Annotated in this window: 29 protein-coding genes; 4 read left to right on the forward strand and 25 right to left on the reverse strand. The window is 50.5% G+C overall.

Annotation, left to right across the window (positions count from 1 at the left end; all coding sequences use genetic code 11):
- Nucleotides 1–3 precede the first annotated feature (3 nt).
- Nucleotides 4–330 carry a PTS sugar transporter subunit IIB gene (locus MHI21_RS20195; RefSeq protein ID WP_061830059.1) on the forward strand — a complete coding sequence of 109 codons (327 nt, stop codon included), beginning with the start codon at nt 4–6 and terminating at the stop codon, nt 328–330.
- Between the two features lie 68 nt (nt 331–398).
- On the opposite strand, the gene MHI21_RS20200 is transcribed toward MHI21_RS20195, so the two are convergent.
- The 3 genes from MHI21_RS20200 to MHI21_RS20210 form a co-directional block, all read right to left on the reverse strand.
- Complete coding sequence (locus MHI21_RS20200; protein ID WP_342418799.1) at nt 399–1,328, reverse strand: NAD-dependent epimerase/dehydratase family protein; 930 nt, start codon at nt 1,326–1,328, stop codon at nt 399–401.
- Between the two features lie 131 nt (nt 1,329–1,459).
- Entirely contained in the window at nt 1,460–2,086 is a 627-nt protein-coding gene (locus MHI21_RS20205; RefSeq protein ID WP_134903946.1) for a DUF1796 family putative cysteine peptidase, read from the reverse strand.
- Complete coding sequence (locus tag MHI21_RS20210) at nt 2,079–2,726, reverse strand: DUF1796 family putative cysteine peptidase (protein ID WP_134903945.1); 648 nt, start codon at nt 2,724–2,726, stop codon at nt 2,079–2,081. Before MHI21_RS20210 ends, MHI21_RS20205 begins: the two co-directional genes overlap by 8 nt.
- Nucleotides 2,727–2,962: 236 nt before the next feature.
- Here MHI21_RS20210 and MHI21_RS20215 point away from each other — a divergent pair, with 236 nt between their 5' ends.
- Complete coding sequence (locus MHI21_RS20215; RefSeq protein ID WP_165179127.1) at nt 2,963–3,310, forward strand: hypothetical protein; 348 nt, start codon at nt 2,963–2,965, stop codon at nt 3,308–3,310.
- A gap of 25 nt (nt 3,311–3,335) precedes the next feature.
- On the forward strand, nt 3,336–3,731 hold the full coding sequence (locus tag MHI21_RS20220) for a hypothetical protein (RefSeq protein ID WP_165179126.1): 396 nt from the start codon (nt 3,336–3,338) through the stop codon (nt 3,729–3,731).
- Nucleotides 3,732–3,819: 88 nt separating this feature from the next.
- On the opposite strand, the gene MHI21_RS20225 is transcribed toward MHI21_RS20220, so the two are convergent.
- Genes MHI21_RS20225 through MHI21_RS20240 form a run of 4 tightly spaced genes read right to left on the reverse strand, consistent with a single transcriptional unit; the run spans nt 3,820 to nt 7,746 of the window.
- A complete protein-coding gene (locus MHI21_RS20225; RefSeq protein ID WP_341163218.1) occupies nt 3,820–3,993 on the reverse strand; it encodes a hypothetical protein in 174 nt (57 codons plus the stop codon).
- A 31-nt stretch (nt 3,994–4,024) separates the two neighbouring features.
- Nucleotides 4,025–5,245, reverse strand: a complete 1,221-nt coding sequence (locus MHI21_RS20230; protein WP_341163217.1) for a glycosyltransferase family 4 protein — start codon at nt 5,243–5,245, stop codon at nt 4,025–4,027.
- Nucleotides 5,246–5,278: 33 nt separating this feature from the next.
- Complete coding sequence (locus MHI21_RS20235; RefSeq protein WP_341163216.1) at nt 5,279–6,505, reverse strand: sialidase family protein; 1,227 nt, start codon at nt 6,503–6,505, stop codon at nt 5,279–5,281.
- Nucleotides 6,505–7,746 (reverse strand): sialidase family protein, encoded by a 1,242-nt coding sequence (locus MHI21_RS20240; protein ID WP_341163215.1) that lies wholly within the window; start codon nt 7,744–7,746, stop codon nt 6,505–6,507. Before MHI21_RS20240 ends, MHI21_RS20235 begins: the two co-directional genes overlap by 1 nt.
- A gap of 167 nt (nt 7,747–7,913) precedes the next feature.
- On the opposite strand from MHI21_RS20240, the gene MHI21_RS20245 reads away from it, so the two are divergent.
- Nucleotides 7,914–8,300: a hypothetical protein gene (locus tag MHI21_RS20245; RefSeq protein ID WP_342418800.1), complete on the forward strand. Its 387-nt coding sequence runs from the start codon at nt 7,914–7,916 to the stop codon at nt 8,298–8,300.
- Here MHI21_RS20245 and MHI21_RS20250 read toward each other — a convergent pair.
- The 18 genes from MHI21_RS20250 to MHI21_RS20335 all read right to left on the reverse strand — a co-directional run bounded on the left by MHI21_RS20250 (nt 8,297) and on the right by MHI21_RS20335 (nt 24,756).
- Complete coding sequence (locus MHI21_RS20250) at nt 8,297–9,496, reverse strand: glycosyltransferase (RefSeq protein WP_342418801.1); 1,200 nt, start codon at nt 9,494–9,496, stop codon at nt 8,297–8,299. The genes MHI21_RS20245 and MHI21_RS20250 overlap by 4 nt on opposite strands.
- A 28-nt stretch (nt 9,497–9,524) precedes the next feature.
- Nucleotides 9,525–10,241, reverse strand: a complete 717-nt coding sequence (locus tag MHI21_RS20255) for a glycosyltransferase (protein ID WP_254326744.1) — start codon at nt 10,239–10,241, stop codon at nt 9,525–9,527.
- Nucleotides 10,238–11,236 carry an NAD-dependent epimerase/dehydratase family protein gene (locus MHI21_RS20260; protein ID WP_342418802.1) on the reverse strand — a complete coding sequence of 333 codons (999 nt, stop codon included), beginning with the start codon at nt 11,234–11,236 and terminating at the stop codon, nt 10,238–10,240. Before MHI21_RS20260 ends, MHI21_RS20255 begins: the two co-directional genes overlap by 4 nt.
- Nucleotides 11,197–12,051, reverse strand: coding sequence for an SDR family oxidoreductase (locus tag MHI21_RS20265; protein WP_165179120.1), 855 nt, complete (start codon nt 12,049–12,051; stop codon nt 11,197–11,199). Before MHI21_RS20265 ends, MHI21_RS20260 begins: the two co-directional genes overlap by 40 nt.
- A complete protein-coding gene (locus MHI21_RS20270) occupies nt 12,048–13,034 on the reverse strand; it encodes a polysaccharide biosynthesis protein (RefSeq protein ID WP_069290300.1) in 987 nt (328 codons plus the stop codon). Before MHI21_RS20270 ends, MHI21_RS20265 begins: the two co-directional genes overlap by 4 nt.
- Nucleotides 13,027–14,118, reverse strand: coding sequence for a UDP-N-acetylglucosamine 2-epimerase (non-hydrolyzing) (gene wecB / locus MHI21_RS20275; protein ID WP_341163212.1), 1,092 nt, complete (start codon nt 14,116–14,118; stop codon nt 13,027–13,029). The genes MHI21_RS20270 and wecB overlap by 8 nt, the downstream gene beginning before the upstream one ends.
- A 121-nt stretch (nt 14,119–14,239) precedes the next feature.
- A complete protein-coding gene (locus tag MHI21_RS20280; protein ID WP_165179118.1) occupies nt 14,240–15,901 on the reverse strand; it encodes a glycosyltransferase in 1,662 nt (553 codons plus the stop codon).
- A 60-nt stretch (nt 15,902–15,961) separates the two neighbouring features.
- Complete coding sequence (locus tag MHI21_RS20285) at nt 15,962–17,095, reverse strand: glycosyltransferase (RefSeq protein ID WP_165179117.1); 1,134 nt, start codon at nt 17,093–17,095, stop codon at nt 15,962–15,964.
- A 33-nt stretch (nt 17,096–17,128) separates the two neighbouring features.
- Nucleotides 17,129–18,220, reverse strand: coding sequence for a DUF3880 domain-containing protein (locus MHI21_RS20290; RefSeq protein WP_342418803.1), 1,092 nt, complete (start codon nt 18,218–18,220; stop codon nt 17,129–17,131).
- Between the two features lie 181 nt (nt 18,221–18,401).
- Entirely contained in the window at nt 18,402–18,761 is a 360-nt protein-coding gene (locus MHI21_RS20295; RefSeq protein WP_180984647.1) for a hypothetical protein, read from the reverse strand.
- Nucleotides 18,709–19,059, reverse strand: a complete 351-nt coding sequence (locus tag MHI21_RS20300; RefSeq protein WP_342418804.1) for a hypothetical protein — start codon at nt 19,057–19,059, stop codon at nt 18,709–18,711. Before MHI21_RS20300 ends, MHI21_RS20295 begins: the two co-directional genes overlap by 53 nt.
- Nucleotides 19,059–19,391 (reverse strand): hypothetical protein, encoded by a 333-nt coding sequence (locus MHI21_RS20305; RefSeq protein ID WP_029518277.1) that lies wholly within the window; start codon nt 19,389–19,391, stop codon nt 19,059–19,061. Before MHI21_RS20305 ends, MHI21_RS20300 begins: the two co-directional genes overlap by 1 nt.
- Before the next feature lie 29 nt (nt 19,392–19,420).
- Nucleotides 19,421–19,708, reverse strand: coding sequence for a nucleoside-diphosphate sugar epimerase (locus MHI21_RS20310; protein ID WP_250240231.1), 288 nt, complete (start codon nt 19,706–19,708; stop codon nt 19,421–19,423).
- 119 nt (nt 19,709–19,827) lie between these two features.
- Complete coding sequence (locus tag MHI21_RS20315; RefSeq protein WP_341163209.1) at nt 19,828–21,288, reverse strand: glycosyltransferase; 1,461 nt, start codon at nt 21,286–21,288, stop codon at nt 19,828–19,830.
- Nucleotides 21,289–21,360: 72 nt separating this feature from the next.
- Entirely contained in the window at nt 21,361–22,092 is a 732-nt protein-coding gene (locus MHI21_RS20320; protein WP_341163208.1) for a sugar phosphate nucleotidyltransferase, read from the reverse strand.
- Nucleotides 22,089–22,889: a glycosyltransferase family 2 protein gene (locus MHI21_RS20325; protein WP_341163207.1), complete on the reverse strand. Its 801-nt coding sequence runs from the start codon at nt 22,887–22,889 to the stop codon at nt 22,089–22,091. The genes MHI21_RS20320 and MHI21_RS20325 overlap by 4 nt, the downstream gene beginning before the upstream one ends.
- Entirely contained in the window at nt 22,886–23,821 is a 936-nt protein-coding gene (locus tag MHI21_RS20330) for a glycosyltransferase (RefSeq protein ID WP_342418805.1), read from the reverse strand. Before MHI21_RS20330 ends, MHI21_RS20325 begins: the two co-directional genes overlap by 4 nt.
- Nucleotides 23,818–24,756, reverse strand: a complete 939-nt coding sequence (locus MHI21_RS20335) for a glycosyltransferase (protein WP_341163205.1) — start codon at nt 24,754–24,756, stop codon at nt 23,818–23,820. The genes MHI21_RS20330 and MHI21_RS20335 overlap by 4 nt, the downstream gene beginning before the upstream one ends.
- Between the last annotated feature and the right edge of the window lie 11 nt (nt 24,757–24,767).

Raw genomic sequence — 24,767 nt, forward strand, 5'->3', positions numbered from 1 at the left:
ACGATGAAAAAAATTATTCTGGCATGTGCTGCGGGTATGTCCACATCTATTTTGGTTTCTAAAATGAAAAAAGAAGCAGCAGCAAGATCCATAGAGCTGAACATCGAAGCCATCCCCGAAAGCACCATTAAGGAAGAGCTGGAAGGCATTACAGATTCTGTGATTGCTATTTTGCTCGGACCTCAAGTACGCATGCGTAAAAAGGCAGTAACCGAAATTGCTGCTCCCTATAGCATTCCTGTAGATGTCATTGACACGTTGGCTTATGGTAGAGGAAACGGTGCAGCTGTCCTAGATCAAGCCTTGAAGCTGGCTGGCGAGAACATCTAATTGCTATTCAAATGAAAAAGAGGCTGAGTATTTCCTCAGTCTCTTTCTTGATATCCGCGCGCTTTTGATCACATACCTTCTTTGCCTGAGCCCATACTACTCACATACGTTTCCTGTAAACCAGCAGAAATGCCGTATAGCGGTTCCCAACGAAGCCAATGTCTGGCGACTGCGTTACTAAGACAGCTATGGTGAATATCTCCAGCTCGCGCCGGTGAATATACAGGGCGGACAGACGAACCGTGCAGCTTTAGTAAATCGTAGGCCAGTCGATTGATAGACGTCGTTCGTCCCGTACTTACATGTACTGTGCGTTGATCCGCTGCATGAATAGCCGCCATATTCGCTCGAACGACATCCTTGACGTACACAAAGTCGCGGGTTTGTGTCCCATCGCCGTGAATGAGCAAGGGGCTTCCTTTTTTCAGCCGCTCCATAAAGAGAGCGACTACACCACCCTCTCCCTTCGCAGCCTGACCGGGACCATACACATTTCCATAACGCAAAATCGTGTAGTTCATACCGTACAGCCGATAAAAAAGTCGAATATACGATTCTGCGGTCAGCTTGGACAGTCCGTAGCCTGAAATCGGCTCCACGGGATCGTCTTCCTGTATACATTGCTTTTGTAGCTCTCCATATACACCGGACGTGGACGCAAATATAAATTTTGACACACCAGCTTCATGACAAGCCTGCAACATATGAATCGTCCCCAGTACATTCACATCCGCGTCCTCATCGGGTTGATGAATGGATTGCTGCACATCCGCCTGTGCGGCCAAGTGAAACACAATATCCGGGCTTTCCCGAATCAGCAGCGTCCTAGCTTCAGAGCTGCGAATATCCGCAATATGCATGACTGCGCGCGGGTCCACATTTGCGATATTCCCGGTCGTCAGATTATCCAGCACATGCACTCTGATGCCCGAATCAGCAAGCGCATGTACCAGCTGAGAACCAATAAATCCGGCTCCCCCGGTGACCAAAGCCTTCACTAGCTCACCCTCCTTTTGAACCGAAGCATATGACTTCCCTTCGCATCATGTTATGCGACTCCCTATAGCTTGGCGCAGGCACAAGCACAGTCCGAAGACAATCTATAATGTGTCTCTGGAATCTCACCACCTCAGACATGCAGCCTGACATTTTCCAGCATATAACGCCACATCTCATCCTGACCGTTCCATATATCCTCAGGCGGTAGCTCCACTGAAACCAGCCGCTCCAATCCCCAATCCAGCTCCGTCACACCATCAGTCCCTGTATAATCCACGTATAATAAGCGAAAATCGTGTGTAATCCTCTGCAATAACACATCATGTAGTTCCACCGCTTGCTCCCGACTGCCCCCGAGACGAACCAGTAGCAGACGGGACGCAAGCGTGAATTGATCTAGTAGACGTGCGATGCGGCGATCAAGCGTCGTTTTGAATGCGGGGTAGGAAGTCAGCTGCTCCGATGTATTCTCGCTAACCGGAAAATGGTGTGCCGCTGTAATCCCATAGTTTGCATCCTCGACCATGAAGTTATGCTCGCCGTAATCGTGCCCCGTGACACGCAGACTGTCAACATCCATAAAACCGGCAAAACGGGCGTCCAGCAAGCGACTGATCTGTGACAAGTTACCGGAAATCATCCAGTCCAGCGGACCCGCATAGGGACGCAGTCCGTTTTTATCCAGCTGAATGGAAGGCAAGCAATGTCCACCCAGACTGAATACAGCATCATAATCCCCCTGCAACCGCTCAAGCACGACGCCCTCCCCTTTCCGAAGACAAGGTCATCCCTTTAAAAAGGGTACGCCAATGCGGATCACTCTTGTAATTCCATACATCGGCAAAAGGCATTTCCACCGCGCATACATGCGGAAGCTGCCAATCCACCTCCGTCAACTCCGTTACACCGGAACAATTCACCACCAACAAACGAAATTCATTCGCTACCATGCCTGACAAAATACGTTCCAGTTCCTCTACTTCTTCATAGGTTCCCAGCATACGGACGAATAAGCTGCGCTTCGCCATCTGTGTTTTTGCAAAAAAACGTTCGATACGACGGTCTATCTTTTCCCTGAACTCGGGATAGGTCACCAGATCTGAGGACGTATTGCGTTCCTGTGGAAAATCATGCACCGAGATCACATTATAAGCGATATCTCTGACCATATAATTCAGTTGGCTCGTACCAACGACACTTAAATTGGGCAAATCCATAAATCCGGCAAACCGATTTTCTAGCAAGCGGTTCACATCGGACAGCGTGTCAGACATCATCCAATCCAGTACCCCGGCAAACGGCCGCAAACGGTTCTTTTCCAATTGAATGGCAGGTGTACAGTTTTGTCCCAGACTGAAGACCGCTTCATATTCCCCTGCCAGCTGTGCGAGTCTCATAGCCGTGCCTCCTTTTTTAATACGCCCCTTCCCTCAGCGACCCTTCTTCTGTAGTCGAAAAGGGACTTCAGGCCGTAGTATGTTCCACTCTACATTACATGCACAGCACGGCGAAAAGGGTTGGACACCAATGCGCTTTTTGTCAAAGAGGCGTACAACTATCCAGTCCAATCCCGGTTATTTTTCATATCTTATTAAGGCTGGTAACCTAACGGAATTCAAGGAGGCATCATCATATGTCCGTGTTTCTTTTAACCGTCGATCACCATCTCGCTTACCACAGCGCCCATATAGAAAGCTGCCATGTGACCTTTTTCAATCGTGAAAAGAGAGCCGTCGATGTGTTGCTGGAAATGGGAAATGACAGTGGCGTTTTCCGACGGCAGCTCCTTCGATTGAGCCCTTCTCCCGAAGCTGGCTCCGTGCTAGAACTCAAGGATATGGAGACCGCCCAAAATCCTTTTTACCTGCGAGTGGTGACGAGTATTTACAATCCGGAAACGCTGTTTATCCTGGCTGAATTTTTGGAAAACGGGAACATTGTCGCTAAACGTACAGCCAGTCATTTTACCGTGACGCCCTAATGAACGGGCAGAGGAGGAAGAAGGTATGTTGAAATATTCAGTTCAAAATAAAGCTGAGCCAGGCACATATGCACTGCCTTTTCAGGTCACCGAGCAGGAGAGTGTGCTCTCTACATTAATCATTCCTGCAAGTAAATCTGAAGGACGTATTGTCATTGAAGTCTCTTTGGCATGGGAAAATCCGCTGCTCAACTGGGATATCGGGGAGCTAGACATTCGATTGCGTCGCAATGATGAGCGGGGACCTATGCTGGATTGGTTGCAGGATTCCTGTTATCAGGAGGGATTTGCTGAGTTAAGCTATGAGGAAACGGGAAAACAGGCAGAGCCTTATGTATACTGCTTGACCGTACAATCAGCTGACCGTCGTGCTGTTGTTACGGGACCGCTCATAATTCGAGGCTCCGTTTATGAAGATTAACGAAAACCTGGATGGACAATGAGCTGAAATAAACTAAAGGCAGGTGGGACTTTTAAGCCCGACCTGCCTTTTTATATGGTCTGTGCTCTCATGGTGCGGGTTGTTTCAGTCGTTCCAAAATGTCAACGTCCGGCAGCTTATAATCTTCCGGCAACGAGGTGTTAATTCGGTTCCATATTGCGTAATCGACCTTCAGATCCGGGTGCGACTGCTGGATTTCAAAAATACGGTTGTACAAGTCTCCAACAACAGGAAAAGTCATGCTCTGCCTCCTAACTGTTGAATCAACGTACTCAACGTACTTGATTCAGCGCTTGCCCATAAATATTCACGAGCCGTTCAATCATAACATCCAGAGACCAATGCGCGGTCCCCCATGCTTTGGCACGTTTTCCCATAGCTATCCGCACTTCATCCTGAGCCAGTAAATGCTGCAAATGAGCTGCCAGTGCCTCCACATCGCCAACCGGGGAGACCAGTCCGGTGTGTTCATGCTTCACCATTTCCGGCAGTCCGCCCGCATCCGATACCACTGCCGGAAGCCCCATAATCTGCGCCTCCATGACCGAAAACGGCTGATTGTCCTGTATGCTCGGATGGACAAAAAGGTCCGCCAGTTGTAAAAGAGCAGGTACATCTTCACGATGCCCCAGAAAAACCACGTCTTCCTCCAGCCCTAGCTCCTTCGCCTGTGTTTGAAGCTCTTCCCTTTTATCTCCCTCCCCGACAATCCAGCAAACCCAATCCGTACGACTTGCTTTCAGTAGGCCAAGAGCGCTTATTAAATAATGCAGCCCTTTGATATAGACCAGCCGTGAAGGACAAATTATAACTTTTTTCCCCTCAGGTCGTACTACGTCCGTTCCCCGGGCGTGGACTTCCCAGAAGTGCTCGGTATCCAATCCGTATTGAAAAGTGACAATCTGCTGCTCAGGCACTTCGAACTCACGCACGAGCGTCTGTTTCATCCATTCTGTAGACGTAATGGTAATATCCGCGGATAGAGCGCCATAGTGCTCCAGCGCCCAATAATATTTCCACATCAGCGTCTCACGGTAACCCTCCTCATGATCCCGCTCCAGAGCCATCATGACTTCACGAGCCAGCGAGCCATGAATATTCGCTACCAACGCACTGTCCTTACGTTTGACCCGACTTAGAGCACGCGTCGCAATAACATCTTGCGTGTGAATAACATCATACTGCTCAACCCCGAAATACGCCGCTGCCAGCTCCATACAGTATCGATCCTTTTCCACCGTCTGCACCCATGAATCCAGATGTAATACAGGGACAGCCGATTCATTCAGCTTCGTATGCAGTAGGGGCAGCAGTTGATCCTTCAGTAGCTCCCTATCTTCAAAAACAATATGGTATTTAGGTGTATCCGGTCCGTTCCCCATCAAATCTACCGTGTGACCCAGTAGCTCCAGTCTCCGTTTAATTTGCAGCATAAAGGGCCATACGCCACCCAAATGAGGAATCGGCCAGTACGTAGCCAACAAAATTTTCAAAACAGCCTCACCTCCTCTGTCTCGTACGCTGAGCTACATTCCGTTACTTCCGTAAATTTGCTGGAAACCCGATAACGCATCTGTCCAGACCGCAAAAAATCCATTATTCGGCACGATCGTTACATCAATAAAATTACCGATCGTAACGACTGGAACCGGACTAATCCCGTTAGGATTAAAGGAGCTGTCTGTTATTCTGAGGTTCGTAAATGTATTCCCTCCGTTCGCTGATTCGGCCACAAATACGTCTAATAAAGAGGTCGTTATTTGATTGGTATAATATACGATCTTAATCACGCCGGTCACAGGCGAAACATCAATAGCCGGGAAAAAATGCTGTGCCCCGGCACTGGCTCCTGTCACCGATTGCGGTGCAGTCCAGCTTAATCCACCATCCACCGACCGGGCGAGTAGTACATCCGCATACCCTGCCCGATTATCCTGCCAGACCGCATAAAGTGTTCCCTGATTCGGGCTAGTAGAGCGATCCACCGCAATGTTGGCCATCGGCAGCACATTGAAGCCAAAACCGGCCACGGGCAACGGACTTGGAACCGGGACAACAGAAGACACAGGCAGCGAAGAACTGAATGCTGTCCCCCCATTGAAGGATACAATGACCTGATATTGGTTAACCGGATTCGTCACAATGTACCCGACATAAATCACCCCTGTAATGCTCACGGTGATTTCCCCACGCGTAATCTGATTGGAGCCAGGGGTGAGCACCACGGGTGTATCCCACGTGATCCCTCCATCCTGTGAGCGCTGGAAAAACATGACGGACCCGCCGAAAAAGTCAGGATTGTATTGATGCGTATAACACAAATAGATGTTTCCGGTATAGGAGCTGACCTGAGAAGTATCAAATTTCACGCTGACCTCAACATTATTGACAAATGTCCCATACCCCCGCTGGGCAATCACGGGCGGATCAAATGTATTACCGTTGTCTCTAGATACATAGGTAGCGATAGTACCGCTCAAGCCGTCTGCGGTAAATACGTGACAGGCTATGACAAACAAGTTGGGAAAACCGTAGCTGACGCTATGGGATTCCGCCCCTACATAGCCGGCTGGTAGCGGTAAAATCTGCTGTGTAAAGGAGACACCGCCGTTACCTGAACGGTATACCGCCGTCAACGGCGGCCCTGTCGTAAAATCGATAGCCGCAGACACAATGGTACCGTCGAGCAGGTTGAAAGCTACACTCGGTTCCTGCGCCAGCCTTCCGTTAGGCGTAAGCTGTACGTTCGGCATCAGTCCCCACCTCCCGGTACACCAGCAAAAATTGTCAAACTGCCTGTGCGCGTATCCGTCCAGACGGAAATGTAGCTATTCGGCGGTACAATGGCGACATCAATATAGTCGCCGATCAGCTCTGATTCGCCTCCACCGACATTCGGATTAAAGGAGGTCGTCGTGAGACGGCTGTTCGTAAAGGTGTTGCCTCCATCTGACGATTGGGCGGCGAACACATCCAGATTAAAGCCGTCCAAGCGATTGGTATAGTACACGACAACGACCAGTCCCGTCTTAGGCGACACCGAAATCGCAGGAAAGAAATTTTGCGAGCCAGGCGGGCTGTCTGTCACAATGATCGGAGCACTCCAAGTACCGCCAAAATCGCTTGATTTGGACAACAAAATATTGCTGTATCCCTGACCAAAGTCCTGCCAAACGGCATATAACGTATTTGTTGTGGACGGCACAGCCGAGCAGTCAGCAGCCAAGCTGGGAATATTCAGTATCCTAAAGCTGTAACCGGGGACGGGCAAAGGATTGGGCACCAGCGTTATGTTGGATACGAGAATATCCCCGCTAAAGGTAGCGCCTCCATCGAAGGATCGCCGGATAAAATAAGCCGGTGTTTGCGGACCCGTACGAATCCAACTGACATAGACACTTCCATATTTGTCGACCGCAGGCTCAGGTCGTTCTGTGGAAGATTGGATATTCGAAAGCAATAACGGTCGATCCCAAGTTAGTCCTCCATCGGTGGAACGCTGGTAGAACGCCGCAGATTGAGCATTAAAATCTACATTATATTGGCGGTTATACGTGACATAGACGTGCCCGAGATAGGGACTTGCCCCCGCATTATCCGTCGTAATATTAGTCCAGTCATTATTAATGTAATCTCCAAAACCCGGATTAATGACCACCGGGGGGGAAAAGGTGGCCCCATCGTCCGTAGAGCGATAGATCACGACAGCCCCGTTCTCATTTCCCGGAAACACATGTGCGGATATGATAAAAATATTCGGGAACAGATAGGCTACCATTCCTGCCTCGGCTCCTGTATATCCCGGTGGAATTGGCAGTAAAGAATCAGTCCAGTTCGCCCCAGCGTCCAAGGAACGATACAGTCCAATGAGCGGGGGCCCGCTACTAAAGTCAACAGCGACAGCCACAACAATATTCGGATTCAACAAATTAACGGCGACACTGGGCTCAAATTTGGGCAACCCGCTGGGTGTAACCTGAAAATTAAAGGGCATTGCGAGCATTCCCTTCATTATATAAATGGACATGCCTGAAGTGTTTCTATTAAAATGTACTTTTTTCAGCACAGCCTACAGACAACCATACAAGCTTTCTTTTCGATAGATTCATAGTATAGAAGCATCCCTTCAGGGATTTTTCCAATATTCTGTTTTTTGAGAGGATGATTCGATTGGCTTTTACAACCGGATATATGACCAACACTAGAGATTTTGGTACTGCCTGCTCCAATGTCGTTGTAAATTTGGTCAACGAGGATACAGTGAACGCGGCAACCGTAACGGTACAAATTTTTTTCTCACTCGTACCGGATACCAAGATCCCCTTGTACGTGACATCGATTAACGTACCTGCAAACTCCATTGCCCGACGTACCTTCTTTGTACAAGGGGTACTTGCCTATGAGGTTCAATACAACGTAGTCTCCGCTGCACCTTCCAATGTTGTGCTCTCCAACTTTGGACTAGATCAGTTTGGTAATGTTGTACAGGAGCATCGTGTTCTTCAGTCGGAGCTGACCACAATTCCGGCGCTGTCTCCTGTCAGCTAAAAACAGCCCTGCTCCAGGGCCTGATGCAATCTGTGCGTGTAATACACGTAATTCCATTCCGGCGGTACTGACTGCACTCCTCGACCGCTGCCGATGTTTGAATGATCATCTGTATAGTAGGAAAAGGCATGTGTATCCTGTAATGGGCGCAACAAATCCGTCAGATACAGCAAATCCGTCACAGCAATATATGGTTTGACACCGAAGCATACTACAAAGCGGGTCGTTGTTTCACCAATAGCCTGAACCAGTGCTTCTTGGACAGAATAATGCGGCCTCGGCGTTACGATTAACCGAGGATCGAGCATCATCGGCAGGAAAGCGCTGGCTCCCTGTTCTGGCGTTACATCCAGCAACCGTACCACACAATTGCTGTAGTGCTGCTCCAGCAGATTATCCAGCAATGATTCAGCTTGAGCCATATCCGTGACAGGCATTAAAATCGTCATTTCAAGTGGGATGCCCCGACGTGCTCTCGCCTCATGCTTGGCGATTTGGAATGCGTGCCGCCAGCGTCGGTGCTCCTTCTGGCTGTGCAAGCCGGCCGATACACTAAAAGCAGAATTCACCCGGTAATCCATCAGGATTTCCGGGATGAATTTCATGCTGCACGTCTCGGTCAGCCGCAGCCAATAATCATAATCCTCCACAGGTTGTAGCCGATAACTCCCAATCTGACGGGCATATTGGCTTTTGTACATAAATGAAACCCCAACGATGCTGGCGTTCAGCAATTCGTGATCCGGCTGACTTTGGTACCGGATCAACGCTTGTTGATGCTGCTCGTCGTACAACGGGTTACCCGCAGCGTCAATCTGGCGGAAAGTGGAGAACACAAGCCCGAGCGAATCTGGCCCCTGCTCCAGCTCCCACCGTAATCGTTCGATAAAGGATGAATTATAAACATTGTCGCTGGATACCCAGGTCACATACTTGATCGCCGGATCTTTAAACAACTCGTCGAATCCCCGGTTAAGGGCATGGGATACTCCTTTGTTCTGAGGGAGTGTAACCAACTGAACGCGCGGGTCCCCCATTGCTGCGTTGAGCGCCGGCCCTACCATTTCCGGCGCTCCGTCAATAACAATGATGAAGCGAAATGCCCTATAGCTCTGGGCTAGTACGGATGAGATCGCAGCTTGCAGATAGCCGATATCCTGTTTGTACAGTGGCATAACAATCCCCGTATCTACCATATCAATCCCCCCTGACAGACTTTCGGCTTCATGAGGATAAACCGCTCAACACCTGACTGAAGCGATCTCGATAACGTGCTTGGGTTATGTTGTACTCCCGCTCCACAGCGGGCCAATGTTTTTTGGTTCCCATTTCATCATGCCAGCGGTAGTTAACCAAGGACTCGTTCAGAAAAGGAAATGGATATCCCGCCAGCATCACTCGGTACCACATATCCAGATCATGTGTGTACGGCAGCAGTTCATCAAACAAACCAATATGTGCAAACAGCTCCCTTTTAAACATAACCGTGCATCCATTGACCGGATTTCCTTGCTGAAAAAAACGGTAAAACTCCGTCATAGACGGAAACACGGCAGCTGCCTGGTAGCTTGTGACTTGGCTGTATTGATTAATGAAATTGAAATTGGTATGGGAGATGTACGCACCGTTTTCCACCATAAAAGAAACCTGATTATTAATTTTGTCCCTATGATAGGTATCGTCGGAGCTGAGCCACGCAATATACTCCCCGCTGGCATGTCGGATACCATGATTCAGGGCGCTGGCTGTTCCACCATTGGATTTCCCTAAATAATGTATATATGGACGATAGGGCTGAAGCATATCAACATGTTCCGTGGACCCGTCATCGACGACAATAATCTCGAGGGGCCCATAAGTTTGCTCTAGTGCACTTTGCAAAGCCTGATCCACATATGCACAGTTATAAAAGGGAATGACGATCGTTACTTTCGGTCTCATATCGTTCCTTCCTTTCCAGCTCGGCGGTATTGAATCATATCCTCCAGAGATTGCGCCAGCTGTATGGTCGGCTTCCAGCCCATGTCCTCCAGCTCTTTCGCACGGTATGCCTCGGTGGATGCTGACTCTGACACATCCCCCCATTGTATGGGAATAGATGTTTTGGCCAGCCCAACCATACGTTCTACGATATTGCCCAGTTCCACAATGCGGCCTGTGCAGACCGAGTAAACTCGGCCTGGCACACCCTGTTCCAATAGCACCCCGTATGCGCGAACAGCATCACGAACGTCGAGGAAATCACGTTGCGCATGTCGGGAAGATACCCGGAACGGGGCAATTTCAGTTACGGACTGCCCCTCCAGACGTTCCGTCTGAACGATATACCCCGCGAGTAATGCACAAAATCCGGTAGATGGACCCGGACCGATCAAGTTGCAAGGCTCTGCCAGCATGACGGATTGTTCGAACAGCGCGCCCCACGAGAGCGCGACTGCCTCTTGAAGGCTTTTGCTAAGGCTGTATGGATGCGTTGGATGATACGGTGCTTGCAAAGCCGTCTTTAGCCGAGAACCCGCCACAACAATTCTGGCTTTGGGGAAAGGTCGCAGTACATCGAGCAGATACAGAGTGGACAGTACATTGGATTCCATGTATAGCAGGGGGTTTTGCCAAGATTCAGGGACGGAATTTTTACCACCTAGGTGAAGCACGTAATCTGGAGCAATCTGTCTAATGACTTCGCCTAGACGTTTCTTGTCGAGCAAGTCACACACATAAGGCGTAATACAGCTACGGGTCTCCGCCTCTGGGCTGTTATTTTCATCATCGTGAGCCAGTAAGATCAGTTCTGGGACGGAATCGGCAGTGCGAGTCAGCGCCGCTACCTCCCAACCGAGCTTTGCAAAATGGCGGCAGGCATGCATCCCGGTATAGCCCGCCGCTCCGGTAATGACTATGACAGGCCGACGTTGTTCCGCTGTGCTTCCGTCCATTCCAGCAGCTCCTTCAGCATGATGCTGTAGTGAGGAACATCGTAGAGCAGATCGGCCCGGGTAGAACGAAGCGTCCGGTCCTGCACCGGCTCATCTTTCGGCACGATCCGAATATCCTCCCTTTTCCAGATGTCTTTGAACAGCAGCAGCAAATCATGCTTGCTGATCGGTTCAGGGTGAACCAGATGAATGAGTCCGTCCAGCGGCTCATTCATCTGCACCTGTATCGCCTTCGCTAATTCCAACGTCGTAACCCCGTTCCAAAAGACTCGGCGATACCCGTTAACGTCTCCGCTCTGCTGCAAGAACCAGTGCAGCAGACCAATGCCTCCCGGCCGAATTTCCGGCCCGATAATGGAGGTACGGATAGTCAGATGCCCTGCGGCCTTTACTTCTCCGAGTATTTTCGTCAAAGCATAGGCACTTGTCCCATCGGGTTGATCCGTCTCCTTATATAAACCAGGTACCCGATTTCCTTCGAATACGCAATCCGTGCTGATATGAATCAATCGGGCACCAATACTGTCCGCTATCCGCCGGAGAAGATGTGGCAGCAAGCCATTGATTTGGTATGCTGCAATCTGATCCTCTCCGGCATGCTGATTCAGTACGCCTACCGCGTTAATCATAACGTCTGGCCGTACACTCCGTACCAGTTGCTCCACCATAAAGCTGTCCTTTACATCCAGCAGCAGGCCGCCTTTATTTTCGGGATCACGGGTGGTGTAGAACACGTTATACCCGCTCTGGTTTTGGAAATACTTAACCAGAACATGGCCTGCCATGCCGTTACCACCCAAAATAAGCAGCTTCATTTGATGAACCCCCCGCTTTGGAGAATGCTGCGAATCTCCTCTTTCGACATCAAATTAAACTCCGAACTAAAGCTGCTGAATGACACGGGAGGGCACTGATTATAGCGGTCCTTTAATTGAGGAATATTCAGCGTTGGGAGAATGACCAAATATTGCTCGTCATAGACTACCGTCGTCAGGCTTTCAAAGTCACTCATCAAAATCTCATGAATTTTCTCGCCGGGACGCACACCTTTTTCTACAATTTCTACGTTTTCCACACCTGAATCCTCAATGAGCACCTCAGCCAAGTCCAAAATACGGCAGGTTGGCATGGTCATGATAAAAATTTCCCCGCCGACACTTTCCACCGAGGCTTTGAACAGGAGACTGATCGCATCACGCAAGGTCAGGAAGAAGCGGGTCATGTTCATATCTGTGATCGAAACCTTGCCTTTTTGGCGAATCTGGCTTTGGAACAGATGCACCACGCTTCCGTTGGTGCCTAAAACATTACCGCCGCGCACCGTCACGAAACGTGTATCGCTATTCAGCAGATTGGCGTAAACAATCAGTTTTTCTCCAATCGCCTTCGTCATGCCGTAAAAATTGGACGGATTCGCTGCCTTGTCAGTCGATATATAAATGACTTTCTTTACCTGATTGGCAACAGCGGCCTCGATCACGTTTTGGGTGCCTACGACATTGGTTTTGAGTGCCTCGTAGGGCTGATCTTCACAGACGGGAACGTGTTTGAGCGCTGCCAAATGAAATACATAGTCCACTCCTTGACAAGCGGTGGTCAGCGCATCCTTATCCCGAATATCTCCAATACAGAAGCTGAGCCGTTCATCCTCAAACTGCCTGTTCATTGCAACCTGACTGGATTCTCCGCGTGAAAAGATAATGACCTCTTTGGGGTTACGCGGCAGTAACTGGGTAACCAGCTCATGCCCCCAGGAGCCGGTACCGCCGGTAACCAAGATACGTTGGTTTTCAAACATGCCGTTTCCCTCCAAGCAGAAATTTAACTACCTTATCCGACACATCTTCCGCCAGATAGCCCGCGGGACATTGCCACTTATGGGTCATCCCGGTCATTATGGCTACCGCGTTTGCTATAACCTCGCCATCAAGACCAGACACGATATTGCTGCCGCAATCTACCGTTTCCGGCCGTTCGGTCGTCCGGCGCATCGTAACCGTCGGCACCCCCATGACACAGCATTCTTCCTGTACGGTACCACTGTCCGTCAAAGCGCAGCGGGCATGCCGCTCCAGCAGAACGAAGTCAAAAAAACCGAACGGTTCGTGAAATTCCACTAGCGGATCAAGCTGGATCGGCGGGTGGCTTGCGATTCGGGCGGCAGTGCGGGGATGAATACTGCAAATGACCCGCTGCCCGAACTGCTGGGCTACCCGGTTAAGACCATCTAAAATAGCCAGCAAATGCGGTGGATGGTCCACATTTTCAGCTCTGTGGGCAGTGACCAGGAAATATTCTCCCGGCGACAGTTCCAACTTTTTCAAAATTCCACTGCTCGATATCTCTTTCTTATAGTGCTGCATCACTTCGTAGATCGGATTTCCAGTCAGTATAATTCGTTGGCTTGGGAAGCCTTCGCGTAGTAGGTGCTGCTTGCTTTGCTCCGTATAAGGCATATTAATGGTAGATATCGCATCAATGACACGCCGGTTCTTCTCCTCCGGCACATCCAGATCATAACAGCGGTTCCCCGCCTCCATATGCACGACCGGATAACCCATACGTTCCGCAAGTAAGGCACATAAAGCGCTGTTCGTATCACCGAGCAATAGCACATGATCGGGGCGTTCCTTGTTTAAAATATCCTCCATCTGCGAGTACATGGCGGACAACTGTTTGCCCAGTGTCCCCGCTTTCTCCTGAAGTACATAATCCGGGGCACGCAGTCCCAGCTCGCGAAAGAACTGCCCGCTCAGGCTTTCGGTGTAATTTTGGCCCGTATGCACAAGCACATGTTCATCTGCATGGCGGTCCAGCTTCGGAATGATCAGGCTGAGCCGTATAATCTCCGGTCTTGTGCCGAGCACGGTCAATATTTTCATGGTTTTGGAACCCACCTTTGCTGTCGTTGTTTCATTGAATTGTGGCGTTCAATGAAGGATAGCCATCCAGCAGACTGGCTGTGCTCCAGCTTAACGTTCATCTCAACGGTCCGGCGTAGGTTCACCCGGACCGTTGTTTTGTATGCTGTCCAGCCTTGAGCGTGACTCGCTTCTGCTTGTGCGTGTTGTGTCGCCGTGACCGGTGCTTGAATTTCCGCTTGAGTTTCTGTCTGGACTTGGTTTTCGGATAAAGTCCCTTCGACAACGGGGACCCGTGAATTTTCTTGAGGCGACTCTTGCCGCCGCTTCTCTTATACCTGCGATTCCGCAGTCGGGTACGCTTGCGGCCCTTTGGCCATCTCGCCCGAATACTACGCTTGCCGCGGGGCAATTCGGGTGGTGAGTCAGGTAGAGGGGATACTGGTTGTGGCAAGCCTTGAATAGCTGCATATTCGATTGGTGGCAGGCCAAGCACAGGCAGTTGACACACCACCGATTCGGGAAATTCTCGAATCGTGTTGGTATATCCCTCCGGTATAGCGGTGACCTGACGCAACCCTTCGCCTTCCCTCGTCCATACAGGTCCACCCGGCTGCTGAATCAACGGGAACCAATGCGGATGATGACATACCCATTGACTGACCATGAGGTGTAAACTACCTCGGTAGGAATCAGGTCCGTATACACGTGTAGCCGCACTGTTGTTACGCACACCAATCCGTTCCACTTCTTCGGGATGATCGAGCAGATAGCCCACTTTTTGCGCCAGCATGTCGCTGTTGCCCGGCTCTACCAAAAAATCTGTATTTCCGGTCGCCTCCATCAACTCCACAAGTCCACCCTGCGCAAAGGCTACCACGGGCTTACCGTAAACCAGCCCTTCCAGGGCGGTCAGGCCAAAGCCTTCCTCCACCATACTTGGGATTACAACAATATCCATTGCGCTATAGGCCGTTGACACGGATTCCTCGAATGAATTGAACTGGAAGCGGCGGCTATAACGAGATTGGCGGATTAAAGAGACACATTTTACGTAATATTCCGAGTCCACCGAGCTGCCGATGATCCAGAAACGACACCGCGAATTGGTTTCGCACAGCTTTAGAGCCATTTGGACAAAAGGCAACAGCCCTTTGGCTTCGTAAATAAAGGAAGAAATATAACCAATGCAAATATGGAAATCCCGCAGCCCCAGTTTTTCACGTTTCCTTTTCCGTTCCAGCACATGCTCTTTGGGAGATGGCATATCCATATCCCGGCAGGGAGACAACACCGTATGCGGACGTGTCAGTCCCCCACCATGCAAAGGACGCATTACAGCTTGCGAAATGCCGATGACCCATTGGCTATAGCGCTCAATGATAGAAACAGAAACTGGCGTATGCGCATTCTGGTTAATGACCTCGGTTATTTTCCAGATCACCGGAATATTAAGCTCTTGGGCAGCCATTGCAGGCATGACGTTCACACAGGTATTGACCAGCACCACATCAGGTCGAGCATGCCGAAGCATCTGGAACAACGGTGCATACGCCACATGGGTCCGCAAATTCTCCGCATCCTGCGCCAATCCCTCATATGGGGTATACATGCCATGCAGCATGAACAGGTTCTGTGTCAGAACGGTGATTCCGCGCTTGCGGGCCATTGAGGTCAGCCGCCCTTCACCAGGCGTTACGAGAATACAATCGAAGTACGTACGCATGTCTAGACAAAATTGCAATAGCAGCTTCTCTGCCCCCGTAATACTGCGGACGTTGCTAACATGGCTGAATAGCATCATTTTCGGCTTGATCGGAGTTCACCTCCTTTAAAATAGCAACCATCGGACGTGTGAATCACCTTATGGAAATATGACCGACAACAGTTGGTCAATCCGGTGACCATACGTGTGCTCCCGCAGGGTTCGTTCCAGAGCACGTAGGGCAATTTCATGGCGCTCTTTTTCATGCGTCAAATAAAACTCAACCTTCTCCAGCAATTCCTGCTGAGAGCTGTAGGTCTCTATCTCTTCCCCCGGCTTATAAAAACGAGCCAGATCATCTCTTGTATCTGTCAGTTGCAACGTGCCACTGGCAGAAATTTCAAACGTGCGCGGATTGGGCGAAGCCCCCGGAATTTTCAGTGAGTTGTTGTTCACCGAATCATCCTGATGGGAACGATGAAGATTAATTACGATTTTGCTGCCGTTATACGAATCATTGGTTTCGACCGGAGACATCCAGCGACCCAGCTCAATTTTGTCGCCATACGACTGATAATCCGGGAGACGATCCCACCAGATTCCGTTGATTTTAATGTTACGAGCCATGAGCTGCGGCATAATCGGATTGAAGAAATAGATGCGGTTCCAGTAGGCTGAGCCTGTAAACCCAATCTCACGTCGTACCGAAGCGGGCGAGCTGAGTGGGAAATAGTGAGTCAGAAATGCTCCAAAGGGCAAATAGTGCACAGACGTGCAACCCAACTGACGGTACAGCTCCATGCAGTTCATTTCTAACGTGAACACATAATCATAATTCGTAACAATTTTGGTCGTCGTGTCGGTGTAATATGGATCGTCCGTTAGCCAGATGGCGGTGGGGATGCCCAACTGGCGTACCGCAGTAACTTGCTCCAACGGAAGATCCATTCCATCCAGTGCCAGCATCAGATTCGGACGGAGCTGAGCGGCAATATCTCCTACCGGCTGACGTGGGTCTGTTACGGTAACCTGAGCCGTCATGCTTTGCAACGTGGTAATGACCGCCTCATCGAGCGGAGAATACGGAAGGCCTTTGCCTGAGACGACATACAGTACATGGATTTGTCGAAAAGGGAAAACTGCTTTCATCCGTGCAACAATTGCGTTAGCACGTCCGCGCAGATATCCTTCGTCGTATCCGTCATGCACTCCCGCAATTCTCCCCCTTTCCCAGGAGGCTGCCGCCGTCTGGTGAACAGCCGGGTCATACGGTCCTGTCGTAGATATCGTCATCACTTTCACTCCTCACTGTTTATGGTGTTTACTTTAGGCCATCGCCTTGTCCAGCAGTTCTTCCATGCGATTGGAGTACATATGCTTTTGCATAGTCGTGTACAATGCGCGCCAGGCCATGCGTTCGCGTTCCCAGTCATGCTTGAGATAGTAGTCCAGCTTCACTTTCAGTTCCTCTGCTCCAGAGAAGGTTTCAATGTCATAGCCTGGTCGGTAATAACGGCTCAAATCCTTCCGAACATCCGTCATTTGAAGCGTGCCGCAAGCAGAAATTTCGTATGTCCGAGGATTGATGGACTCCGCTGAAAGCTGGTGTGTATTCCGATTATCCAGTCCGGGGTCTGTCGGGCGGTGCATATTGATGACAATTTTGGAGCCGTTATAATATTGAGCGGTCTCTTCCGGCTCCATAAAACCCGGACGGATAAAGCGTTCCAGCACATCCCGACGGGTCAACCGATCCCAGTGCCCACCTACGATCAGCACTCTTTTGTCCGCCAAGAAGGGAGCAAGGTAGTCGAACAACTTCACACGGTTCCAGAAGGCATTTCCAATGAAGCAAATATCATGCTGATGCTCCCGCTCTACCCTTCGGGGATAAAAGATACGAGCTGACGCAGCCAGCGGCAAATAGTGAACCCTCGTTACTCCCTGATCGCGATAAAACGGCAGGCAAGAAATTTCGTGCGTAAATACGACATCGTAGGATTGACAGATCAACGCCGTATCCTCCGTAAAGTAAGGATCATCTACAAACCATATGGCCGTCCGAATGCCTAGGGCTCGTATTTGCTGCACCTGCTCCAGATGATCCGCCGGAAAAACATGCAGCCCATTCATGACCAGCACGAGGTCTGGACGTTGAGCCTCGGCGTCAGCTAGCATCGTAGCAGGCGTACCGAAGACGCATGAGCTGCATATTTGACCTAATGCCTCTTGCACACCTGTGTCTATAGCTGCGAAACCTTGCGGAATATACAACACTTTCAAATGACGAACAGCAGGCTGTATTGCCACGACCTGTGACAGAGCAGCCGTGCAACCGCCCATTCTGCGTCCTTCCCGATAGCCGCATCGGTACGCTTCGCGTTCATTTCCGCTTTGTTGATCGTTCACATCCTTCACCCTGTCCTGTTGTAGGATAAACTTCTGTCACTCCTAAACTATATGCGGAGGGGTCAAACGCATCATGGACGACTGCCACTGCCCGGACAAAATTGGCGTTTGCCCGTCCAACTGCCGAACCGCAAATAACCCCAAAGCTGTTAGCTTCGGGGGTGAACAGTAATAGAATGATTTGCCCAGTTTACTGAGCTTTGTAAGCGAGCTGGTGTCCATCTTCATAACCTTTGGCAAAACCTGAATTGAAACCCTCGTTGTAAGCTGCATCATATCCCTGCTGAAATGCCTGCGGATCATGCTCCAATGCAACAGTCCCGGGCTGTGGATTCTCCGCAGAAGGGGCTGCCACCGGGTTAGCTTGAGGTTTTTTCCGCCGCCGCAAATGAGGATGTCTTCTACGTTCAGAATAAAGCCCCCTTTTACGGCGTCTTAGAGCAAGGAGACGTCTTCTTCTTCGTTTTAATCTGCGAATGCTGGAACGCCGGGCATCTTTACGTCTTTTGCGGGCTTTGTCCCGAGTGGCGCGTTCCCACCTTGTACTCATTTTCATTCCTCCTTTGCTTTCTCGTGGTGGTTTCATTTTTCTGAACAGGCACACGGAGCCACGGCTTAGTCGGTTTTCCATATACCTGCCGTCTTAATGGAATACCCGCCAACATTTGCGTGATTTCTCCCTGGTAGTTGCTGAGTATACGAATGGTTTCTTCCAGACGGGTAGCCGACATATCCGCATGGGGCGTCAAGTCCGCAAGACTGGTCAGCATCCGAGCAACGGCGTGCTGGCTGGCAGCAATAGACTCCATCATATCCAGCTTGATCTCACGTTCACGCCTCATGCTCATTAGTTCATATCCCCCGAGCCCATTCCTCCCATCATCCCTTCCATGCCGCCACCCTGCTGCTCATCCTGATCCAGCAATGCTTTGAGATTGCTGCAAAGTCCAGTCTGAAGCCGCGTTAATCCCTCCAGCATTTCCACCATTTGCTCGTGAATCTCCAAAGGTCGCCCCAACTGTTCTTCATCGGTGTCAAAGGCGTGGGGCGCCAGATGGTTCAGCGCCCAATTACGCACTTTTTCTGCTTCGACCGCCTTGGCCTCCAGGATCATAGACACATTCCGCTGCATTTTGGAGGCCGCGTCCAGCATGTGAATCATTGCTTGTTCCCTACTCATGTGTTCACTCCCTGCCCTCGGTTGTTACGTTACTCCTCTTCCGGGTATGCCGTTTCCTTCACGACACGAACGAGCATTTCAGCCATTGCTTCCTGAAGATCGGCAATGCCGTTCAGATAGGCCACAATGCTTTTGTTTACTTGTCCCGAGCTTTCGAGAATGCCCGGAATTCCGTCAAAACGCGGCTCCTCATCTGGCAGTTCATGTATGATCTGCGCCATGCGCACAACCACCTGCCGTTCCGCATCCAACAACCTTGACATCTGCTGCTGCGAGTGCGAAATGTGGATCAGCAAATCATCTAACTCGTTATGCATAAGCCCCTCCTTTATGTGCTCCGCCGTGCGGAACGCACGAATTACCTACGGGCTTTCCGCTACTACAGCGTATGCCGCAGCGAGTAGTCGGTTCCGCCTAAAAGCGCCTATTCAGATCATTACAGATGCCCGTGCAGCACTGGTGGAGCAATAATAGGCTGCTTCTCCACCAAAGCCGACAAATCTCCGGGAGACAAAAACTGAATTCGGTAGTCCTCTGCCCGCCAGCTCATCGCAGCGTACAGAGTAAGGAACGGCCTTTTCCAGCCGTTACCGATTTGATACAGTTGCCCGCCCTCAGCATACAATACCTCGATCCATCGCTTGCGTTGAGCCGGTATATTCAGTGTGGGCAGCATGGACATGTTCTCCAGATCGGGAGCTGCCAGTACAGGAATGGGTTCCTCTGGCAGCTCAGCTGTAGGTGCATCAATGTTGCCGGAAACTGTAGCCTCCGGCTTCCCTACCAAGGGAAGCACCAACAAATCCAGCTGAGACACTCTAACAGGGCGCACATTTTCACCTCCCGCAGCACTGACTCCATGCAGATATCGCCTTCTTCCCGGCTCTAACCGAAATACTGCACCGGACGGTCCCTGAACAACCGCTCCGATGGGATAAAAGCTTGCCCCTGATACGTGTGTTTCCTTACCTGTTGATATCTGGCCGTCCGTCTCCGCTGTACTGAATTCCAGATTGCGGATTAGCTTATCCGCGTCTCCCCACTTTTGTACAAAAAAGGATCGGTTCCGGCTGCTTTCCTCCATTGAACCGCTTTTTTCGGTCGTTTGAGGAAAACCATACACCGTATCCCGATCTCTTTCTTCATAATGGATAAAAGCATCTCCAGCAATTGCCATACGTATCCCCAACAAACGCACACGCAGTAGCCAATCTGCATGGGCTTCCTCAGTACTGTGGCAGCCTTCGTCCCAATAGCCCGTTTTTTCCAATGTCTCTCTGCGCAGCAATAAACAAAATCCGGCTAAGCTTTCGGTCTCTCGCCATGCATCCGGATTGGGAATATTGAAGGCCATGGCAAATTGACGAGCTCCATTTTCGTTCATATAAGGAACCTCAATCTGCTGTTCTTTGAATGGACCATTCGTTACAGCCCCAACAACACCAATACGCGGATCGCTGTATAAACACCCTAACAACCGATCCAACCAGCCGGGGGTCACCATAGAGTTTTGATCCAGTACCACGATAGTTGTGCCTTTTGCCATCATCAGCCCCTGATTCAGGCAACCTATCATTTGAACATCTTTTTTTAACAGCGCATAACGCACAGCGATGCTTTTACGGAGCAAATAGGTGGGTGTCCCGTCCGTCGATCCGCAGTCCACCACAATAATTTCGTGAGGATGGCTCGTATTCTCCTCAATACGGTGAATGCATGCACGGAGCTGCTGAAGCTGATTGCAGGACGGAATGATAATACTGACACCTTCAAAAACCTTGCCGAACGAAGCCTGGCCCAACCTGTTGCCCTGCTCCTGCCCCCTTTTATATCCTGACCAATAGCCTTTCTTTCCGAGCCGCTTGCTGTGTTTCCTTTGCATACTCAGGCGTTTCATGCCGTTCACTCCTCCGGGTGGCATTATGCCTATACTATATGCCTGGCCCGGCCGGATGGTGTTTCGTTGAGATCAGGGTAGAAGTCCTTTCATTTTCACTCCAGCTTCCTGAAGGGAATCGAAGGTTCCTGCGTCGCTCCAATAGCGCCGTAAAATATCATATTCCAGCTTGCCTTCAGCTGCATAACAGTTGTTAACATCCGTGATCTCAAGCTCACCGCGTGCCGAAGGTGTAATTTGCCGGATCTTATCGAACACGGCAGTATCGTACATATAGATACCCGTAACGCAATATTTGGATTGGGGATGCTGCGGCTTTTCTTCAATCCGCATAATGCTCTCCGGGCGCTCAGGATCAAATACGGGTACCCCGTAACGACGAGCATCTGCCACCTTTTTCAACAACACTCTGGCGCTCCCCGGGGGCTGTTGCTTGAACCGTTCGATCACAGGTCCCAAGTCTTCCTTGAACAAATTATCACCTAACAAAACAGTGAATTGCTCTTCTGACTGCATGTAACTTCTTGCCAGTTCGAGTGCTTCCGCAATGCCGCCCGCCTTTTCTTGAATCCGGTATGTCAGTTGGACACCATAATCACTGCCACTGCCCAAAAAATCGGTATACAGCCCGGCCGATTGTTTACCAATAATAATAAGCATATCGGTGATTCCAGCCTGTCGTAGCCTCTCGATACCATATACGATCATGGGATACTTGCCGACCGGAAGCAGATGCTTGTTGATTAATGTAGTCAACGGATGAAGGCGCGATCCGGTTCCTCCTGCGAGAATAACCCCTTTCATATCTTCCTTCCTCCTTCGACAGCATGTTCAGTGCATGCAACCCCAGTGTTTCCAGTTTCGATGAACATTCTGGGATCTATGCTCCATTTCTCTATAAACAAACGATAGTTCCGCTCGATCAGCTCTTCAATCCAGGAAGTTTCCGAGCGTGAGAAGCTCGCATTCCCCTCGTGATAGACAAAACAGTCGTTGCACATGAGCAGCTTGTAGCCATGCACGCGTGCGCGCAGACAATAATCGTCATCCTCATAATGTCCGGGACTGAACCGTTCATCCAGCAATCCGATCCGTTCCATCAGATCGCGCCGGAACAGCAAACAAAACCCGACCAACCGCTTGACCTCCTGCCATCTGGAGGGATTACTTGCATTATTCTGCTCCGCATATCTCAGACAACTGGCCAAATCTCCTTCCAATCCGTGTATCTGCTGAATACCGCTGACGTAATTCGTCACCGGTCCCACCAATCCCACCATGCTTTCGCTCTGCAATGCAGCCAACATAATCGATAGCCATCCCCGCGTAACCGTCACATCATTGTTTAAAATAACGAACTGATCACCCGAAGCTAGCCGGAGCCCCGTATTACATGCTGCTGGAAAGCCCCTGTTTTCAGGAAGACGTATGCTGATCAGCCGCTCGGATGCGCAAAAACCATCCGTTCCGTCATTCGAAGCGTTGTCCACAACAATGATTTCATACGGTACATCTATCGTATGTGTCCGAATTGCTTCAATACACGGCTTTAACAGATGTAGGCCGTTATAAGTCGGAATAATGATGCTCGTCAGACTCATTGTGCATTCCTCCCTTTGGCAACGTCTACCCGTGTTGGAACAGGCCCGAGCGGGGAATACCCGGCTACCTGAAACAACGCCGTCAGTGCCTCTGCATGATCACCGACGATCAACTGTTCCATAGCGTTCCCTTTGCCAACATTGAAGGTCCGCTTACGGTTTGTTTTAATGACATCGACAGCATGTACTGCCGCCACGATCATGCCATGCAGAATTGCCATGGCGTGGGCTTTTGGCGGTACGGCAAGCACTGCTGAGCCAAGCTGATCCAGTAAACGCCGAGATAATGCATGCGGTACGGCGGTTAATGAGCTTGCTCCCAAATCCGGCCTGCGCAGTACGCGATTCAGGAATGCTTTGCACCGTGTCACGCTGTCCTGCTGGGCATAGGGCGGCAAATGTCTGCCCAGATCATTAAGCGCAACATCCGTTCCCTGATCCACCGCGTGGAGAAAAGGCAGCAAATCAGATGCTGGAATCGGCAAATCTCCGTCCACGAACAGCACAATATCAGCCTGCGTCATACGCGCGCCTACCGCCCGGCCAACATCATGCCCCAGTCGATCCGGCACGTTGACAAGAGTCACACTGGGATGATGTTTGGCTACGGTGGAGCGCGTGCCGTCCGTGCAGCCGTTCAATACGACAATGATATCCGTAAGCGGAAGTTTTTCCAGCTCGCCCAGTACCCGGTCAATCGTTGACTCTTCATTACAGGCGCTGACCACGGCCGCTGCCGTTCCCTGTAACATAGTATCTCCCGGAACTTCGCGTTCCACAGGCGGAGTCACTTCGGTCATTCCTTTCGCCCGAGGTGTGGGCTTTCTCACCCTACGGCTATGCATTGAAGTCGTCGTTCCTCGTTTTCGCTGCACACGTCTGATCCCCCAGCTCGGTTCTTCACGCTTCCCTCTGCGATACTGTCTACTCACAGTTTCACCTCGTCTCTGATCCGTTTGCGCCCCAAATCCGTATATCCCGCACGCGTTCCCAGACGCGATGTAAGCCAGGCAATGGCATCCAGATGATCCTGAACAATTACATCTGCCAGCGGGTCCTTGCCGTTCTGTTTTTTACGTGTCGCATTTATTTTACCGACAGCTATTCCATATACAGTCACCACTCGTAACCCGGAGGCGATGGACATAGCTTGAAATAAAGGAGGTTTCTCCAAGGGCTTTAGACCTATTTCCTTTAGAGCCTTTTGACTTATGGCGTGTGGAATGCCAGTCATAGATGCTCCCCCTAAATCAGCACGATTCGACAAGATATTCAATACATGCTTTGCCTCCACTACAGGATGTACGGGCGTACGATTCACAGGTCCATGGTAATCATTCAGCACCACATCCGCCCCTGCACATATGGCGTGTATAAACGGCCGGAGTCTAACGCAGGGAATGACGATATCCCCATCCAGGAAAAGCAGGATCTGTCCGGATGCCGCCTCCGCTCCAATACGACGGCCAACATCATGTCCGAGCGGTTCCGGAAAGGAAAGCACACGAGCTCCCGCCGCTGCTGCCACCTTCGCCGTTCTATCGTGTGATCCGTTCTCAACGACGATAACCTCTGTATGTGGATGGACACGGCGCGCTTCGCGAATCACAGCTCCGATTGTTTTTTGCTCATTCATGGCCGGAATAATGACAGATACGAAAAACTTTCCCACTGATGACGGTTCAGATGGTCGCTCTTCGCCGATCTGTGCCCCTCTCTCCGTGTCGAGTACCTCCCTCATGGCAGGGGCTACCGGATTCTTATGCATGTTCGGCATTCGTAACGGCAGCCACATCTTAGAATGATAGTAAGCGCCGGAATGCCGCCTCCGTTTGATCTTGTATCCAGCTCTTCCCTGTTTCTTCATGCTCCCGTCTC

Origin of the sequence: Paenibacillus sp. FSL H8-0168, assembly GCF_038592955.1 — a bacterium.
GTDB lineage: Bacteria > Bacillota > Bacilli > Paenibacillales > Paenibacillaceae > Paenibacillus > Paenibacillus polymyxa_B.

Excerpts from the sequence above, each read along its gene's own strand:
- MHI21_RS20195 (WP_061830059.1), top strand. The coding sequence starts at position 4 with ATGAAAAAAATTATTCTGGCATGTGCTGCGGGTATGTCCACATCTATT.
- MHI21_RS20210 (WP_134903945.1), bottom strand. The coding sequence starts at position 2,726 with ATGAGACTCGCACAGCTGGCAGGGGAATATGAAGCGGTCTTCAGTCTG.
- MHI21_RS20215 (WP_165179127.1), top strand. The coding sequence starts at position 2,963 with ATGTCCGTGTTTCTTTTAACCGTCGATCACCATCTCGCTTACCACAGC.
- MHI21_RS20220 (WP_165179126.1), top strand. The coding sequence starts at position 3,336 with ATGTTGAAATATTCAGTTCAAAATAAAGCTGAGCCAGGCACATATGCA.
- MHI21_RS20225 (WP_341163218.1), bottom strand. The coding sequence starts at position 3,993 with ATGACTTTTCCTGTTGTTGGAGACTTGTACAACCGTATTTTTGAAATC.
- MHI21_RS20235 (WP_341163216.1), bottom strand. The coding sequence starts at position 6,505 with ATGCCGAACGTACAGCTTACGCCTAACGGAAGGCTGGCGCAGGAACCG.
- MHI21_RS20240 (WP_341163215.1), bottom strand. The coding sequence starts at position 7,746 with ATGCCCTTTAATTTTCAGGTTACACCCAGCGGGTTGCCCAAATTTGAG.
- MHI21_RS20245 (WP_342418800.1), top strand. The coding sequence starts at position 7,914 with ATGATTCGATTGGCTTTTACAACCGGATATATGACCAACACTAGAGAT.
- MHI21_RS20250 (WP_342418801.1), bottom strand. The coding sequence starts at position 9,496 with ATGGTAGATACGGGGATTGTTATGCCACTGTACAAACAGGATATCGGC.
- MHI21_RS20255 (WP_254326744.1), bottom strand. The coding sequence starts at position 10,241 with ATGAGACCGAAAGTAACGATCGTCATTCCCTTTTATAACTGTGCATAT.
- MHI21_RS20260 (WP_342418802.1), bottom strand. The coding sequence starts at position 11,236 with ATGGACGGAAGCACAGCGGAACAACGTCGGCCTGTCATAGTCATTACC.
- MHI21_RS20265 (WP_165179120.1), bottom strand. The coding sequence starts at position 12,051 with ATGAAGCTGCTTATTTTGGGTGGTAACGGCATGGCAGGCCATGTTCTG.
- MHI21_RS20270 (WP_069290300.1), bottom strand. The coding sequence starts at position 13,034 with ATGTTTGAAAACCAACGTATCTTGGTTACCGGCGGTACCGGCTCCTGG.
- wecB (WP_341163212.1), bottom strand. The coding sequence starts at position 14,118 with ATGAAAATATTGACCGTGCTCGGCACAAGACCGGAGATTATACGGCTC.
- MHI21_RS20280 (WP_165179118.1), bottom strand. The coding sequence starts at position 15,901 with ATGATGCTATTCAGCCATGTTAGCAACGTCCGCAGTATTACGGGGGCA.
- MHI21_RS20285 (WP_165179117.1), bottom strand. The coding sequence starts at position 17,095 with ATGACGATATCTACGACAGGACCGTATGACCCGGCTGTTCACCAGACG.
- MHI21_RS20295 (WP_180984647.1), bottom strand. The coding sequence starts at position 18,761 with ATGAGTACAAGGTGGGAACGCGCCACTCGGGACAAAGCCCGCAAAAGA.
- MHI21_RS20300 (WP_342418804.1), bottom strand. The coding sequence starts at position 19,059 with ATGAGCATGAGGCGTGAACGTGAGATCAAGCTGGATATGATGGAGTCT.
- MHI21_RS20305 (WP_029518277.1), bottom strand. The coding sequence starts at position 19,391 with ATGAGTAGGGAACAAGCAATGATTCACATGCTGGACGCGGCCTCCAAA.
- MHI21_RS20310 (WP_250240231.1), bottom strand. The coding sequence starts at position 19,708 with ATGCATAACGAGTTAGATGATTTGCTGATCCACATTTCGCACTCGCAG.
- MHI21_RS20315 (WP_341163209.1), bottom strand. The coding sequence starts at position 21,288 with ATGAAACGCCTGAGTATGCAAAGGAAACACAGCAAGCGGCTCGGAAAG.
- MHI21_RS20320 (WP_341163208.1), bottom strand. The coding sequence starts at position 22,092 with ATGAAAGGGGTTATTCTCGCAGGAGGAACCGGATCGCGCCTTCATCCG.
- MHI21_RS20325 (WP_341163207.1), bottom strand. The coding sequence starts at position 22,889 with ATGAGTCTGACGAGCATCATTATTCCGACTTATAACGGCCTACATCTG.
- MHI21_RS20335 (WP_341163205.1), bottom strand. The coding sequence starts at position 24,756 with ATGAAGAAACAGGGAAGAGCTGGATACAAGATCAAACGGAGGCGGCAT.